The sequence below is a fragment of the Accumulibacter sp. genome, assembly GCF_029255125.1.
GTDB lineage: Bacteria > Pseudomonadota > Gammaproteobacteria > Burkholderiales > Rhodocyclaceae > Accumulibacter.
Genome location: NZ_JAPUVR010000102.1, coordinates 73,552 through 88,793, shown reverse-complemented (window position 1 = coordinate 88,793; position 15,242 = coordinate 73,552). Strand labels below are relative to the sequence as shown.

Genomic DNA, 15,242 nt, shown 5'->3' with positions numbered 1-15,242 from the left:
CCGGGTGAACCACAAGTGGCGAGCAACACACTCTTTTTTTCACTTGCTCAAGAAGCAGGCGGGCGCATAGACTGTCAGACCACGTCTAAGGAGGGATCCGCCATGCCATTTGCCATTCGTCTGCAACACCCCGGTGGGCCGGAAGCCATGTCCTGGGAGGAAGTGCCGGTCGGTGAACCCGGCCCGCACGAAGCCCGCGTACGGCACGCGGCGGTCGGCCTGAACTACATCGACATCTATCACCGCAGCGGCCTTTATCCCTTGCCGCAACCAAGTGGGCTCGGCCTGGAAGCCGCCGGCGTCGTCGTTGCCGTCGGCAGTGCGGTAAGCGATCTGGCAGCCGGCGACCGCGTCGCCTACGCTGGCGGGCCGGTCGGTGCCTACAGCCAGGAGCGCTGCCTGCCGGCCGACCGCCTGCTTAAATTACCGGCGACGATCGACTTTAACACCGCGGCGGCAATGATGCTGCAGGGTCTGACCAGCGCCTACCTGCTGCTGCGCACCTACCCGGTGAAAGCCGGCGACGCGGTCCTCATCCACGCCGCGGCTGGCGGCGTCGGCCTGATCGCCTGCCAGTGGGCGAAGGCGCTGGGCGCCACGGTCATCGGCACGGTGTCGAACTCGGCCAAAGCGACGCTGGCGGCGGCGCACGGCTGCGACCATGTGATCGACTATACGCGTGAAGACTTCGTCAGCCGAGTACGCGAAATCACCGGCGGCGAAGGCGTTGCCGTGGTCTACGACGGGGTCGGCAAGGACACCTTTGCCGGCTCGCTCGACAGTCTGCGTACCTGCGGCATGCTGGTCAGCTTTGGCAACGCTTCCGGCCCGGTGGCGGCTTTCGACCCGCTGCTCCTGGCCCAGAAGGGTTCGCTCTTCCTGACGCGACCGACGCTGATGCATTACACGGCGAAACGCGCCGACCTGCTCGAACTGGGCGGCGCGCTGATCGAGGCCGTCGCCTCCGGCAAGCTGCGGATCGAAGTCAACCAGAGCTACCCGTTGGCCGAAGTCGCGCAGGCGCATCGTGACCTGGAAGCCCGCAGACTGACCGGATCGACCATCCTGCTGCCGTGATCGAGCGCTTGCGCGCTCGCCTGGTGGCGGTGCGCTACATGCTGGCAACGGCGTGGCCGATCGTCCTCCTGACCGCAGTCGGCCTGCTCGTTGCCTATCAGTTCGTCGCGCCCGAGCCGCCGCGGCGGGTAACGATCAGTACCGGCAGCGATACCGGCGCCTACTACGCGTACGCGCAGCGTTACGCGGCGCTGCTCGCAGCGAAGGGAATCACCCTCGAGGTGCGCACCTCGGCCGGGTCGTACGAGAACCTCAAGCGGCTGGAAAGCGGCGAAGCCGATGTCGCCTTTGTCCAGGGCGGCATCGCCCCGCCGGCCGAGAACGAGGACGAACGCCCGCGCGCTCTGCTCTCGCTCGGCAGCGTGTCCTACGAACCGGTCTGGGTCTTCTACCGTAATGAGCAGCGCGTAGACCGGCTGTATCAGCTCGAAGGCCGGCGCATCGCCGTCGGTGAAGAGGGCAGCGGCATCCGCGGCCTTGCGCTGCAATTGCTCGAAGCCAACGACATCAAGCCGAACAGCCCGAATCTGGTTCCGCTGGCCGGGCTGACCGCGGCCGAAGCGCTGCAGCAGAGCGAGATCGACGCCGCATTCATCGTCGCCGCCCAGGAAGCACCGGTGGTCCAGGTCATGCTGCGTTCGCCTGGTCTGCGCGTGGTCAGTTTCAGTCAGGCCGACGCCTACCTGCGCCGTTTCCCCTTCCTGTCGAAGATCGTTCTGCCGCGCGGCGTCGTCGATCTGGTACGCGACCTGCCGCCACGCGATACCGTTCTTCTGGCAACGACGGCCAACGTCGTCGTGCGCGACGACCTGCATCCGGCTTTGGCAACACTGCTGCTGCAGGCGATGACCGAGGTCAACGGCAAAGGGGGATTCTTCCAGCGCGCCGGCGAATTCCCGACCTACAAGGACCAGAGTTTCCTGCTCTCGCCGGACGCACAGCGCTACTACAAGTCGGGGCCACCGTTTCTCCAGCGCTACCTGCCGTTTTCGCTCGCCGTTCTCGTCGAGCGCATGTTCGTCATGATTCTGCCGCTCGTCATGATCTCGCTGCCGCTCCTCAAATTCGCCCCGACGATCTACACCTGGCGTGTGCGCTCGAAAATCTACCGCTGCTACGGCGACCTGAAGTTTCTGGAAAACGAGCTGCGTACTGCCTACGACCCGCTTTCCCATCAGAGCTACGTCGAACGTCTCGAGCGCATCGAGGACGACGCCAGCACGCGCAATATTCCACTGGCTTTTACCGATCTGCTTTACACTTTGCGCGAGCACATAAACTTGGTTCGCGAAAAGCTGCGGCGCTTGGCCGCGATCCATGACGAGGACAAGAGACGATGAGATCCTTCCTGGTTGCCAATCCCAAGGGCGGTTCCGGCAAATCGACGCTGGCGATCAATCTGGCCGGTCACCTCGCACGCAGCGGTCATCGCGTCATGTTGGGCGACGTCGACCGGCAGCAATCGTCACGTGAATGGCTGCGCCTGCGGCCCGAAGCGCTGCCGAAGATTCGCAACTGGGAAATCGAACCGGGGAAGACGGCCAAACCGCCGAAGGGAACGACGCACGTCGTCCTCGATACGCCGGCCGGCCTGCACGGCCGGGCTCTCGATACCGTCGTCAAACAGGTCAATCGCGTTCTGGTACCGGTGCAGCCCTCGCTGTTCGACATGCTGGCAACGCGCCACTTCCTGGCTGGCTTGCTCGAAGAGAAGGCCGTGCGCAACGAAAATGCGTTCGTTGCCGTCGTCGGAATGCGCGTAGACCCGCGCACGCGCTCAGCCACCGAACTCGAGCACTTCTTCGCCAGGTTCGACGTTCCCGTCCTCGCTTATCTGCGCAACACACAGCTTTACGTCCAGACGACAATGCTCGGCATGACGATTTTCGACCTTACCCCATCGCGCGCAGCGCGCGATGTCGAGCAGTGGCAGCCGATCATCGACTGGGCGAATAGCTAGAAGGCGCGGCGAGATTTCGCCCGCGCCGCACCAAGCCTGTAGCCCTTGATCCAGGCGAGCGCGCACGTCGCTGCCTGCCGCGCAGCAAACGCACACGCAATTGTCAGGCGGCTGCTCGACGCGCTCGACGCGCGGGTGCAATTGGAAGTGCGACTGTGGATCAGGCCGCCTGTTGGCCTCTGGACTGCCAATAGCTGTCCCACTCGTGGTTGGCACGGCAGACCCGCAGCGCCAACATGTGCTTGGCGTTTTTCAGTTTCCACCAGGCGCCGGGCCGCTTGAGACGGTCCTGGATGACGTAACGGTGTGCGCTTTCGACTTCGCCCGACCCTATGGGCAGCTCGGCCATGAGCGCGTCTTGATAGTTGAACTGCCCCGGGCGATTGGTGAGATAGCGATGCGCCGCGCGCACTGGAGCGTGGTCATCGGGAACGGTGTCGTCCTCGACGAATCGCTGCAGTTCGTCGAGGACGTCCTGGAGACGGTTCTGTTTCAGCCGATCTTTCTGCGTTTCCAGCCAAGCCCTCGCCGCCGTGCCGGCGATCGTCTTCCCTGCGGCCGTCAGGTAGTCACAGACATGGTAGAAATCGACGAGGAAGTGGCCGTGGAGTCCGAACTGCTCACTGACTTGATCGGCAATCCATGCGGCGCCATCGCTGACCGCATGGACCTGGGTCTTCCGCCCCAGTCCGGCCTGAACCGCCGTACGCAACAGGGTCTCTCCGACTTGATCGGGCGGTCCCACGGTGGCGCCGAACACCGGGGTAACCGAGCCCGGCGTATGGACCAGGCTCAATCGCGCTTCCTTCCAGCCCACTTGGCGGGTCTTGCGGCGGTCCCCTTTCGCGCTCTGGTCGTTCGATTCGGCCATCTCCACAACCGGAATCATGCTCCCGTCGATCTCGGCGATCAGTTGCGCCACCCCGTCTCGTTCTGGGATCTGTGCCGCCGCTTTCGGCCGCTCGTCGATCGTCTCGGCATGCCGCAAGACGATCGGCCAGCACGTACCGGCGGACACTTCGATACCGTAATGCTCTCTTAGCTTCTGCGGAATGCGCGCCGCGGGCGTGTCCGCTCCAAAATCCACGATCGCTCGCTGCAGCGGCTCCGAGCAGCCCCGGCAGACCACCTCCGCCGAACGCGTGAATGGCCTGATCTGCGGCCCACGGGTCCCTTGCCGGAAGACCTGCTCCGCTACTTCGATCCTGCCGTACAGCGTCTGCCAATAGACGTTTTTTTTTCCTTCCGCTGCACGCCCGGTTGTTGCGCCACCTCTTCTTCCTTCCGCGGCGCTTGCCGTCGCGCCCAGCTGTGCAACGCTTCGCTGCCCAGCTGCCGCAGTTCCTCCGTCACCCGCCGCTCCGCCTCCGCCGCCTTCTCGACATCGCCGGCCGCGTTCTCGACCACCGCCAACAACGACTCGACCTTGGCCTGGAGCTCCGGATGCTCTCGCAACCGCTCTTCCAAACTCCGACTCGGCTTGAGTCGCCCCTCCATTTCAGACCACTGTTTTGCCATGGGTTTCGCTCCACGTTGAAGTGACCCATGACTATTTACCTTGCCTCAGCCCATTTGTCTAGCGCCGAAGGCCACCGGCTCCCTCGCCCCGCCGCCAGTCGCACTTTCGATTGCACCCTCGACGCGCTTTCCATTTGACCGGATGCACGCTTATAGGCTATTTTCGGCGGTTTCCGGCGAAGCCCGCCGATGCTCAGGAGCAAGATCAGTGACCGCAGGCAACCGCGAGCCGTCGTCCCAGGAAGCCGTCGATTTGCACGAACTCAAGTTCGAGGAGGCGCTCGCCCAACTTGAGCAGATCGTCGAGCGCATGGAAGGAGGACGCCTGGCTCTCGACGAATCGCTTGCCGCGTACCGGCGAGGCAGCGAGTTGCTGAAGTTGTGTCACCAACAACTGAGCGAAGCCGAGCGCCAGATCCAGATTCTCGACAACGGAAGCTTGCGCGATTTTGCCGGCAGCAGCGGTGAGGCCCGATGAACAGCTTCGACGACCTGGCGCCAGGGCAAGGCGAGTCGTCATTCACCGACTGGATGCGCAGCGTCCAGGCGCGGGTGGAAGCCAGCTTGGCGCGCTTGCTGCCCTCCGGCGAAGCGATCCCCGCCCGATTGCATCAGGCCATGCGCTACGCCAGCCTGGGCGGCGGCAAGCGGGTTCGCCCCTTGCTCGCCTTTGCTGCTGGCGAGCTCAGCGAAGCTGCCCCGGAGAGGCTGGAGGTCGTGGCCTGCGCGGTCGAGCTGATCCACAGCTATTCGCTGGTTCATGACGATCTGCCGTGCATGGACAACGACGTTCTCCGGCGCGGGCGGGCGACCTGCCATGTCGAATACGACGAGGCGACCGCACTGCTCGTCGGCGATAGCCTGCAGTCACTCGCGTTCGAGATTCTCGCGCGCGAGCTGCCGGGCGGCAGCGAACGACAGCGCGAAATGATCCGCCTGCTGGCCCGCGCCAGCGGCTCGTGCGGCATGGCTGGCGGTCAATCGATCGACCTCGCAGCAGTTGGCCAGAGTCTCTGCCTGCCCGAACTCGAGATGATGCACGCGCTGAAGACGGGCGCCCTGATCAGGGCAGCCGTACTGCTCGGCGCGCTCTGCGGCCGAGCGTTGAGCGAAGGCGAACGCGAATCGCTCGATCGTTTCGCCAAACGGGCGGGCCTGCTTTTCCAGATCGTCGATGACATCCTCGACTGCACGTCCAACACCACCACGCTGGGCAAGACCGCCGGCAAGGACGCGGCAGCCGCCAAACCGACCTACGTCAGCCTGCTTGGTCTGGAACGAACCCGCCAGCTGGCGGCCGACCTGCAGCAGCAGGCGGTCGAAGCCCTGGGCGTCTTTGCCGAACGCAGCCGTCGCCTCGTCGAACTGACCGACTTCATCACCCGGCGCAAGTTCTGAAGCGTGCCGCTGCCGACCACTGCTTGTGCCGCTCCGCCAAGTTTCCATGCAGGATAGATCATCGATGACCCGTTATCCTCTGCTCGACACGATCAGCAACCCGGCCCAGGTCCGCAAACTCGACCGCCGGCAACTGCCGCAGTTGGCCAGCGAATTGCGCTCCTTTCTCGTCGAATCGGTGTCGAGAACCGGCGGACACCTGTCGTCGAACCTCGGTACCGTCGAGTTGACGGTGGCCCTGCACTACGTCTTCGACACGCCGCACGACCGCCTGGTGTGGGACGTCGGCCATCAGACGTACGCCCACAAGGTGCTCACCGGGCGTCGCTCGGGAATGGCCCGGCTGCGTATGCACGGCGGCGTTTCCGGGTTCCCGAAACGCAGCGAGAGCCCGTACGACACCTTCGGCGTCGGGCATTCGTCGACCTCGATCTCGGCCGCGCTCGGCATGGCGATTGCCGCCAAGCTGAAAGGCGAAACGCGGCGCGTCGTGGCAATCATCGGTGACGGCGCGATGTCGGCCGGACAGGCATTCGAAGCACTCAACAACGGGGGCGTCGCCGACGCCGACGTGTTGGTCATTCTGAACGACAACGACATGTCGATTTCACCGCCGGTGGGTGCGCTCAACCGCTATCTGGCGCGCATTTTCTCGGGCAGCACGTTCAATGCGGCGCGCAAGGCGGGCGAGAAGATGCTCGACTTTTCGCCCTCGCTGCGCGAGTTCGCCAAACGCGCTGAAGAGCACGTGAAAGGCATGCTCACGCCGGCGACGCTCTTTGAGGAAATGGGATTCAATTACATCGGGCCGATCGATGGCCACGACCTGGAATCGCTCGTGCCGACCTTGCAGAATCTGACGCACCTGTCCGGGCCGCAGTTCCTGCATGTGATCACCAAGAAGGGCCAGGGCTACAAGCTCGCCGAAGTCGATCCAATTCTCTACCATGGGGTGTCGAAGTTTCAGCCGGAAGTTGGCATCGCCGGCCAGCCAAGCGGTGCGAAACCCAGCTACACGCAGGTTTTCGGGACTTGGCTGTGCGACATGGCGGTGGCCGACACCAAACTCGTCGGAATTACCCCGGCGATGCGCGAAGGATCTGGGCTGCTCGAATTCAGCGAGCGCTTCCCTGACCGCTACTACGATGTAGGAATTGCCGAGCAGCATGCGGTCACCTTTGCCGCCGGGCTGGCGTGCGAAGGCCTGCGCCCGGTGCTGGCGATCTACTCGACTTTTCTGCAGCGCGCTTACGACCAGTTGGTGCACGATGTGGCGTTGCAGAAGCTGCCGGTGGTGCTCGCCCTCGACCGTGGCGGTCTGGTCGGCGCCGACGGGCCGACGCACCACGGCGCTTTCGATCTCTCCTACCTGATCTGCATTCCGAACATGGTGGTCATGACGCCGGCCGACGAAAACGAGTGCCGCAGGATGTTGACCACCGCGTATCGACACGACGGGCCGAGCGCCGTGCGCTACCCGCGCGGCAGCGGCCCTGGCGTGGCGATCGAGCCGAAGCTCGTCGAGCTGGAAATCGGTAAGGGCGAAATACGTCGACGCGGCCGGGACATCGCACTGCTTGCTTTTGGCAGCATGCTGACGCCTGCCCTGGCGGCCGGCGAAGCGCTCGACGCGACGGTGGCCAACATGCGTTTCGCCAAACCCGTCGACCACCAACTGATTACCGCCCTGGCGGCGGAACATTCTTTGCTGATCAGCGTCGAAGAGAATGCGCTGATTGGCGGCGCTGGCAGTGAGGTCGAGCGCGTGCTCGAAGGGCTTGCGCACGCGCCGCGGCTCGTCCGTCTGGGTATTCCCGATCGCTTCATCGAGCATGGCGATCATGCTCTCCTGCTCGCCGAGATCGGACTCGACCGCGACGGGATCGTCCGCGCCGCCGACGAGCATCGTGCGCAACTCGGCACGGCCACGCCGCAGGCGGAATAACCAGACGAATAACTCTCAGGAGCAGCAATGAACGCACCCGAAACGCCGCACAAACCTACGGTCATGGCGGATGTTCAAGGCTCCGCCGATACCCGGCGGATCGCCATCAACAAGGTCGGCATCAAGGCGATTCGGCACCCCGTAGGTGTGCTCGACAAGTCCGGCGGGGTGCAGCATACGATCGCCGTGTTCAACATGTACGTCGGCCTGCCGCACAACTTCAAGGGCACGCACATGTCGCGCTTCGTCGAGATCCTGAACAGCCAGGAGCGCGAGATCTCAGTCGAGAACTTCCCCCGCATGCTGAGCGAGATGCTCGCCCGCCTGGAAGCCGAAAGCGGTCACATCGAAATGAACTTCCCTTATTTCATCAACAAGCTGGCGCCGGTATCCGGAGTGCAGAGCCTGATGGATTACGATGTCACGCTGATCGGCGAGATCGGTCACGAGCGAATCGATTCAAAGATCAGGGTGGTGGTTCCAGTGACCAGCCTCTGTCCCTGCTCGAAGGAGATTTCGGAAAGTGGAGCGCACAACCAGCGCTCGCATGTCACCGTTACGGTGAGCATCAATGACCACGTGTGGATCGAGGAACTGGTCGAGATCGTCGAATCCGAAGCGTCGTGCGAACTCTACGGCCTGCTCAAACGGCCCGACGAAAAGTATGTCACCGAGCGTGCCTACGCCAACCCGAAGTTCGTCGAGGACATGGTGCGCGATGTCGCTGCAAGGCTCAACCAGGAACCGCGCATTGATTCCTATGTGGTCGAATCGGAAAACTTCGAGTCGATCCACAACCATTCAGCCTACGCGCTGATCGAAAGCGACCAGCGGCTGCGTGCGGCAAGCTGACGATGCAGCGGCGGCCGGCACAGCCCGGCGATGGCATCTGCCTCGCCGGCTGCGTACGGTCCTTGCTGCGCGCGGTCAGCGCTGCTTGCGGGTCAGCTTCTCCTTGATCCGCGCCGACTTGCCGGAACGCTGGCGCAGGTAATACAGCTTGGCGCGCCGCACGTCGCCACGCCGCTTGACTTCGATCGCGGCAACCAGCGGCGAATACGTCTGGAAGGTCCGTTCGACCCCCTCGCCCGACGATATCTTGCGCACGATGAAACTCGAGTTCAGGCCGCGATTGCGTTTCGCGATGACGACCCCCTCGTAAGCCTGCAAACGTTCGCGCGTACCTTCCTTGACCTTGACCTGCACGACCACCGTATCGCCTGGCGAAAACGGCGGCACGACCTTGCCCAGACGGGCAATTTCTTCTTGTTCGAGTTGCTCGATCAGATTCATTGTTTTTGACTCCATAGAGGCGAATTACGCTTTGTTTTCCTGACCGCATTGCTCCTGAAACTGCACCAGGAGTTGCGTTTCCGCTGTTGTCAAGGCACGCCGTGCCAGAAGGTCCGGCCGACGCTGCCAGGTCCGGCCGAGCGCCTGCTGCAGGCGCCACCGCCGAATCTCTGCGTGATGACCGGACAACAGCACCCCCGGCACACGCTTTCCTGCGTACTCCACGGGCCGCGTATAGTGCGGACAATCCAGCAAACCGGCGCAGAAAGAATCTTCCAGCGCCGACGCGGCATCGTTCAGCGTCCCCGGCAACTGCCTGACCACCGCATCGATCAGCGCCAGCGCCGGGATCTCGCCGCCCGAGAGCACAAAATCTCCGATCGAAATTTCCTCATCGACGCACGCCTCGATCAACCGCTCGTCGATTCCCTCATAGCGCCCACAAACGAGCACCAGTGCGGTCTCGCTCTGCGCCAGATGCAGCACCCGCTGATGGGTCAGCAGCGCCCCCTGCGGCGACAGGCAGATGACCCGACTGTTGCCGCCGGCATCCCGTTGCCGCTGCCGGGCAGCCTCGATCGCCTGCGCCAGCGGCCCCGCCATCATCACCATTCCGGGACCCCCGCCAAACGGGCGGTCATCGACGGTGCGATGCCGGTCGCGCGTGAAATCACGCGGGTTCCAAAGATGCAAGGACCAAGCGCCGGCAAACAGCGCCCGCCGTGCGACGCCGCCTTGCGACAGGACGGCAAACATCTCGGGAAAGAGCGTGACGACATCGATCAGCAGCGTGCTGCCCGATGTCGTCGGCACTTCCGCCTGGCTCACCAGTCGGCTTCCCAGTCGACTCGCAGGCAACGCCCGGCCAGGTCGACCTCGAGCACGACTGCCCCGACAAAGGGCAACAAACGCTCTTCGCCAACACCATCACCAACGCGCAAGACGGCGTTGGCCGGAGTCTCCAGCAACCCCAGGACGCGCCCGAGTGACTCCGCCCGCGTATTCGTCACCTCCAGGCCGACCAGGTCGACCCAGTAATACTCGCCGTTCCCAGTCGGCGGCAGAGCCTGCCGGGAGACGCCGACGAGCAGTCCGCGCAAGGCCTCGGCTGCAGTCCGATCGGCCACTCCGTCCAGGCAGGCGAGCAGGCGGTCACCGCGCAGCGTGCAGCGGCGCAGGCCAAAGCTCCGCCACCCGTGCAGTTCATCGCTGTCGCGGCCGAGCCACCACTGCGGCAGGGTCGACCACGCCGCCGGATCGTCGGCAAAAGGCTGTACATGCACCGCGCCGCGCACCCCATAGGCAGCGCCAATTCGTCCCAGGACGACCAGGTCGGCCGGCGCACCCTCGTCGAGCTGCGTCGGGCGATTGCCGTCGGCGCTAGCCGCAAGCAGGGGCAAGGCTCAGGCTGCCGCTTTGACGGCAGCCTGCTTGAGCAAACGCGTGACGGTTGCCGAAGGCTGCGCCCCCTGTTCTTGCCAATAGGCAAGGCGATCGGCAGCAACGTACAATCCCTGCTCCTTCTCTGCGGCAAGCGGGTTATAGAAACCAATCCGTTCGATGAACCGGCCGTCACGCCGCGCCCGTCCGTCGGCTACCACCATATTGTAAAAGGGACGCTTCTTTGCGCCGCCACGAGCCAGACGAATAACAACCATGGTAGTCTCTTCCAAATCGAGGAAAAAGCGCGGATTATAGCAAGAAGGCAGTGGGTGAGCGAGATCGGTAGGAACTTCGTCCTGCCGCCGGTAGAGCGGTGGAAACCGTCGCGCAGCCGAGCTGCCACGCGGGTATAATTTCAAGAAACGGGAGTAGCCAGTCAACATGCCCAGGTTTCATGACGAGCAACTTGGACTGCCCGGCAGTCCTTTCTCTCCACCGCCGTGCACGGCAGGACAGGCTTGCCGGCGCAAGGACGCCAGCCGGCAAGGCAGGTAGCCCGATGACCAAGACCGCCCCGAACGTCAACGACGCCAGCGGACTGCCAGCAGACAGTCAGGCCATCCTGAACTGGCTTGAGTCGCCGTCGGCGCCGCACCCCGCTGAGGAACTGCCGACGCTGCGCGCGCACCTGGCGGGCTTGCGCCAGACACCCGGCGCGTTGCAGCAGCGGGCGGTCGCCCTCGATGGCTTGTACATTCGTGCTGCGGCGGTGGTCGGCCGCCTCGTGCCGACGCTCACCGAGCGTGCTCTTCCAGTCGCCCCGAAAACCCGCCGGCTGGTCCGCAGCATCGTTGATCTGCTGCAGGTGATGGCCGACGAGACGCTCGCCCTTGTCGAGCAACTCGATCCGCAGCATCAGCCATCGGTTCACCACCCCAGCCTGTCGCCGACGCTAGCCCTGTGGCGAAGCCTGCAAGCGTCTGCGCAGCAACTGATGGTCTGCCATCTGATTGCCGCACCGTCGCGCGTCGGCGCCTGGCAGCAACTGCATCAAACGTATGCGACGGCGCAGCGCCTGCACCTGGCCGCGGCGGTGCCGGACGGTCTGGACAGCAGTCTGCAGCACGTCTATCACGCCGCTGTTCTTCTGGGCTGCGCGCATCCAGCATCGCTGACACCGCCGGAGGTCGTCTTTCTGACCTCGTATTTCGAGCGTTTTGCCGATCACCTCGAGCCGGCATCGGCAACCGCCGCGGCCAGTCCTGGCACCTTCTGGATCGATCCGACGCGCGACCTGCCGGCCTCGTCTTCTCAGCGCAAGGCTTCACCACAGACGGCATCCATCGAGTACTTCTCGTGCGCCCGCCTTTGCCTGCTGATCAGAAACCAGATACATGCGCTCGAAGCAGGCACGCCGGCACGCCGTCTCGACCTGTCCGATTTTGCCGAGAGTCCGGCCGGACTGGGCCTACTTCGTCGCTTGCTCGCGCGCTGGAGCGGTTCGGGTAAACGTCGCTTCCAGCGCCGACGACAGAACACGCGCACGCTGCTCGCAGCCGGGTTGGACAACCTCTGGCACGTCTGCCGAAAGGGCGAGTCGACCGCGACAGAGTTATCGACCTGGATGATCACTAACGAAAGCGCCGAAGGTTATGCCGTCATGCATCTGTCCGGCAAGACAGGAGCGCTTGCAGTTGGCGGCGTCGTTGCGGTACGCACCGGATCAGAAAACGAGTGGCAGATCTGCATCGTTCGTTGGGCTCTGTCGGAAAATCCCGAGCACCTGGAACTCGGCCTTCAGATTCTCGCGCCAAGCGCCGTCGCGGCTGTCCTGGCGCAGCCATCGGAAAACCTGGGTACCCAGTATCTGCGCGTGCTGCTCCTGCCCGAAATCCCCCGTCTGCGCCCGGTCGAACTGTTGGTCGCTTCCGCGGGCGCGCTCGCCAGGCGGCAGAATCGGATGGTCCTGGTCATCGAATCAGAAAACCTTTCGATCCGGGAGGTCACCAGCACCCATATCGACGAGCAGACGACGAGCGTCGACATCCTGTCGATCGAACCGGAACATGATCCGGCCGAGTGAGCTTGGCTCGGCAGCGCGATGGGACACGAGCGATCTACACGCTCGCTCGGCAGCCTTGTTCGATCACATCGGGACAGGCTTCGCGTAGCGAGCGGTCGAGCACGCGGCGCAAGGCGTCGCGCCGATCAGCAAGCCGCGCGGGCGGCATTTCCGGCTGGGTGCAGTCTGTATCGTCGGCGCCGACCACCTGCACGCGGTCAGGTAAGGTAGCTGACGCGCGCCCGCTGCGCGCGAGCCGCTCGCCAAGCGGAGAGTGGGACGGGGCTGCCCCAGAACGTGTTCTCTTGCTCTTCCGAGCGCCACCGCGACGGATCTTCGGATGAGCATGGGGGTAGAGTCGCGACCAGTACTTCAGGCAGGATGACAAGGATCAACCAACCAGGCGACAAACAGCGTCCCTTGGCAACTCCCTGCACACTGGCGATGCTTCCGCCGTTCAGTACGGACGCGCTTCGCCCGCCGGACGCGTCTTGAAGCGACGGTGAACCCAGTAATACTGTTCGGGCATGGTGCGTACGGCATCTTCTATCCAGGCGTTCATGCGGCGTGTATCAGCCACGATGTCGGCGGTCGGGAAGTCCGTCCACGGCTCGCCGACGGTCACGACATAACCCTGTCCGCCCGGCAGGATGCGCGTGATGACAGGAACGACGGCGGCGTCGGCGAGCCGGGCGAGGCGCGAAAGGCCGGGGATGGTCGCGGCCGGCACGCCGAAAAAGGGAACGAAGATCGAATCGCGGGCGCCGAAATCCATGTCCGGAAGGTAGTAGAGCGGGCGGCCCGCCTTCATTGCCTTGATGCTTGCTCGCACGCTGTCCTGGCGCGAGAGCAGCAACTGGTCGCCGAAACGTCGCCGCCCGCGGTACAACAAGCGGTCGAAGACGGGGTCCGACTGCTCGGCGTAGATGCTCGCGCTGTCATAGCGCATGGCGATGCCGATACCGCCGGCGTCCAGGCCGACGAAATGCGGTGTCAGCATCAGCACCGGCCGGCCAGCGGCGCTCAACTCGCCGATGCGTTCGGCCCCCTCGACCCGCGTCAGGCGAGCCAGGCGCTCGCGGCTTGCCCACCAGAGCAGAGAGCGCTCGAGCAGGCTGCGTCCGAGAACCTTGAAATGCGCCCGGGCCAGGTCCTCGCGCTGTGCGGCAGACAGTTCCGGAAAACAAAGGCCCAGGTTGACCAGGACGATGTGCCGGCGCCGACCAGCGAAGGCAAACAGCGCAACCCCGAGGGCGTGGCCGAGGCGCGCGAGCAGCGCCAGCGGCAGGAAGTGCAACAGCCAGAGTACGGCGACGAGCACGCGGCTGAACATTCGCGTTCGTTTGTCGGGGCAGGCAGGTGCGCGGTCTAGGCCGCCGCCGGGCGACCGCGCGCAGCCGGCATGCGCATGGTCAGTGCGAGCAGCAGCCAGACGATGGCGAGCAAGGCGCTGCCTGCCCAGACGGCACCCGCGCCCGCGTACTTGGCGAGTGATCCGCCGACGACACCGCCGAGAAACAGGCCGAGCGACTGCGTCGTGTTGTAGACGCCGAGCGCTGCCCCTTTTGCATGCGGCGGCGCGATGCGCGCGATGAGCGACGGCTGGGTTGCTTCCAGAATGTTGAAAGCAATGAAGAACGCCGTCAGCCAGCAGGCCAGTCCCAGCACGTCGTGGGCGAAAAAGGCAAAACCCGCCGGCACGGCGATGAGCAGGACGATCGCCGAATTGAAGACCAGCTTCAACCGGGCATAGCGCTCGGCGGCGATGATCGCCGGAACCATGACGGCGAAAGAGACGAAAAGCGCCGGCAGATAGATCTTCCAGTGCTCGGCGACCGGCAGGCTGCCAGTGGTCAGCAGTTCGACCGGCAGCAGCACCCACATCGCGGTGAGCATCAGGTGCAGTGCGAAGACACCGAAATTGAGGCGCAACAACTGGCGATCGGCGAGCACCTCGAGAAAACTCTGCCAGGCCGGCTGACGCGCAACGGCCGGCGCCAAGGGAACGATTCTGACGACCACGAAAATCGCCAGCAGGGCGAGGACACCGGTCAGGGAAAAGATTCCCGGCATGCCGATGGCGACATAGAGCAGCGGGCCGCCGACCATCGACACCGCGAAGACCAGGCCGATCGACGAGCCGATCATCGCCATCACCTTGGTCAGGTGCTGCTCGCGCGTAAGGTCGGCGGCCAACGCGGTGACCGCGGCCGAGATCGCGCCGGCCCCCTGCAGAACGCGTCCGGCGATCACACCGTGGATGTCGCCAGCAAGTGCGGCGACGAAGCTGCCAATGGCAAAGACGAGCAATCCGAAAACGATGACCGGTTTGCGGCCAAAGCGATCGGACGCCGCGCCGTAGGCGATCTGCAGACACGCCTGGGTCAGACCATAGCCGCCGAGCGCGGCGCCGACCAGCGCGGCGTCATTGCCCGAGGGCAAGTGTTGCGCGTAGATGGCGAAGACGGGCAGAATCAGGAACAGTCCCAGCATGCGCAAGGCAAAGACGGCGGCCAGACTGAGGCCGCCGCGCAATTCTTCGCGGCTCATGCGGTCGATAGGTGAGGCGGGCATCGGCTTGCGGCGGGGATTGGTGCCGGTTGGCG

16 protein-coding genes are annotated in these 15,242 nt (G+C 64.3%); 8 read left to right on the top strand and 8 right to left on the bottom strand.

Features of this window, described 5'->3' with window-relative positions:
* Window positions 1-102 precede the first annotated feature (102 nt).
* From Q1L59_RS10495 to Q1L59_RS10485, 3 genes are read left to right on the top strand one after another with little or no spacing between them, the layout of a single operon-like run.
* Complete coding sequence (locus tag Q1L59_RS10495; RefSeq protein ID WP_300331916.1) at window positions 103-1,077, top strand: quinone oxidoreductase; 975 nt, start codon at window positions 103-105, stop codon at window positions 1,075-1,077.
* On the top strand, window positions 1,074-2,417 hold the full coding sequence (locus Q1L59_RS10490) for a TAXI family TRAP transporter solute-binding subunit (protein WP_300331913.1): 1,344 nt from the start codon (window positions 1,074-1,076) through the stop codon (window positions 2,415-2,417). Before Q1L59_RS10495 ends, Q1L59_RS10490 begins: the two co-directional genes overlap by 4 nt.
* Window positions 2,414-3,037, top strand: coding sequence for a ParA family protein (locus tag Q1L59_RS10485; protein WP_300331911.1), 624 nt, complete (start codon window positions 2,414-2,416; stop codon window positions 3,035-3,037). Before Q1L59_RS10490 ends, Q1L59_RS10485 begins: the two co-directional genes overlap by 4 nt.
* Window positions 3,038-3,197: 160 nt before the next feature.
* Here the strand turns inward: Q1L59_RS10485 and Q1L59_RS10480 are convergent, their stop codons facing one another.
* Together Q1L59_RS10480 and Q1L59_RS10475 are read right to left on the bottom strand one after the other, a co-directional pair.
* Window positions 3,198-4,124 carry a hypothetical protein gene (locus Q1L59_RS10480; protein WP_300331908.1) on the bottom strand — a complete coding sequence of 309 codons (927 nt, stop codon included), beginning with the start codon at window positions 4,122-4,124 and terminating at the stop codon, window positions 3,198-3,200.
* A gap of 107 nt (window positions 4,125-4,231) precedes the next feature.
* On the bottom strand, window positions 4,232-4,555 hold the full coding sequence (locus tag Q1L59_RS10475) for a hypothetical protein (RefSeq protein WP_300331905.1): 324 nt from the start codon (window positions 4,553-4,555) through the stop codon (window positions 4,232-4,234).
* 208 nt (window positions 4,556-4,763) lie between these two features.
* Here Q1L59_RS10475 and xseB point away from each other — a divergent pair, with 208 nt between their 5' ends.
* From xseB to folE2, 4 genes are all read left to right on the top strand, one after another.
* Window positions 4,764-5,033: an exodeoxyribonuclease VII small subunit gene (gene xseB, locus Q1L59_RS10470; protein WP_300331902.1), complete on the top strand. Its 270-nt coding sequence runs from the start codon at window positions 4,764-4,766 to the stop codon at window positions 5,031-5,033.
* Entirely contained in the window at window positions 5,030-5,953 is a 924-nt protein-coding gene (locus Q1L59_RS10465) for a polyprenyl synthetase family protein (protein WP_300331899.1), read from the top strand. Before xseB ends, Q1L59_RS10465 begins: the two co-directional genes overlap by 4 nt.
* Before the next feature lie 64 nt (window positions 5,954-6,017).
* Window positions 6,018-7,898 (top strand): 1-deoxy-D-xylulose-5-phosphate synthase, encoded by a 1,881-nt coding sequence (dxs, locus tag Q1L59_RS10460; RefSeq protein ID WP_300331896.1) that lies wholly within the window; start codon window positions 6,018-6,020, stop codon window positions 7,896-7,898.
* Between the two features lie 27 nt (window positions 7,899-7,925).
* A complete protein-coding gene (gene folE2 / locus Q1L59_RS10455; RefSeq protein ID WP_300331891.1) occupies window positions 7,926-8,750 on the top strand; it encodes a GTP cyclohydrolase FolE2 in 825 nt (274 codons plus the stop codon).
* A gap of 75 nt (window positions 8,751-8,825) precedes the next feature.
* On the opposite strand, the gene rplS is transcribed toward folE2, so the two are convergent.
* The 4 genes from rplS to rpsP are packed head-to-tail and all read right to left on the bottom strand — an operon-like array spanning window position 8,826 to window position 10,849.
* Entirely contained in the window at window positions 8,826-9,191 is a 366-nt protein-coding gene (gene rplS, locus Q1L59_RS10450) for a 50S ribosomal protein L19 (protein WP_300331888.1), read from the bottom strand.
* A 24-nt stretch (window positions 9,192-9,215) separates the two neighbouring features.
* Window positions 9,216-9,980 (bottom strand): tRNA (guanosine(37)-N1)-methyltransferase TrmD, encoded by a 765-nt coding sequence (gene trmD, locus Q1L59_RS10445; protein ID WP_300331928.1) that lies wholly within the window; start codon window positions 9,978-9,980, stop codon window positions 9,216-9,218.
* 35 nt (window positions 9,981-10,015) lie between these two features.
* Window positions 10,016-10,591: a ribosome maturation factor RimM gene (gene rimM / locus Q1L59_RS10440; protein ID WP_324565928.1), complete on the bottom strand. Its 576-nt coding sequence runs from the start codon at window positions 10,589-10,591 to the stop codon at window positions 10,016-10,018.
* 3 nt (window positions 10,592-10,594) lie between these two features.
* Entirely contained in the window at window positions 10,595-10,849 is a 255-nt protein-coding gene (gene rpsP, locus Q1L59_RS10435) for a 30S ribosomal protein S16 (RefSeq protein WP_300331922.1), read from the bottom strand.
* A 284-nt stretch (window positions 10,850-11,133) separates the two neighbouring features.
* On the opposite strand from rpsP, the gene Q1L59_RS10430 reads away from it, so the two are divergent.
* Window positions 11,134-12,657, top strand: coding sequence for a hypothetical protein (locus Q1L59_RS10430; protein WP_300331885.1), 1,524 nt, complete (start codon window positions 11,134-11,136; stop codon window positions 12,655-12,657).
* Window positions 12,658-13,093: 436 nt separating this feature from the next.
* Here the strand turns inward: Q1L59_RS10430 and Q1L59_RS10425 are convergent, their stop codons facing one another.
* The gene (locus tag Q1L59_RS10425) at window positions 13,094-13,969 is read right to left on the bottom strand and encodes a lipid A biosynthesis acyltransferase (protein WP_300331882.1); all 876 of its coding nucleotides are present in this window, start codon (window positions 13,967-13,969) and stop codon (window positions 13,094-13,096) included.
* Between the two features lie 35 nt (window positions 13,970-14,004).
* Entirely contained in the window at window positions 14,005-15,186 is a 1,182-nt protein-coding gene (locus Q1L59_RS10420) for an MFS transporter (protein WP_300331919.1), read from the bottom strand.
* Window positions 15,187-15,242 lie beyond the last annotated feature (56 nt).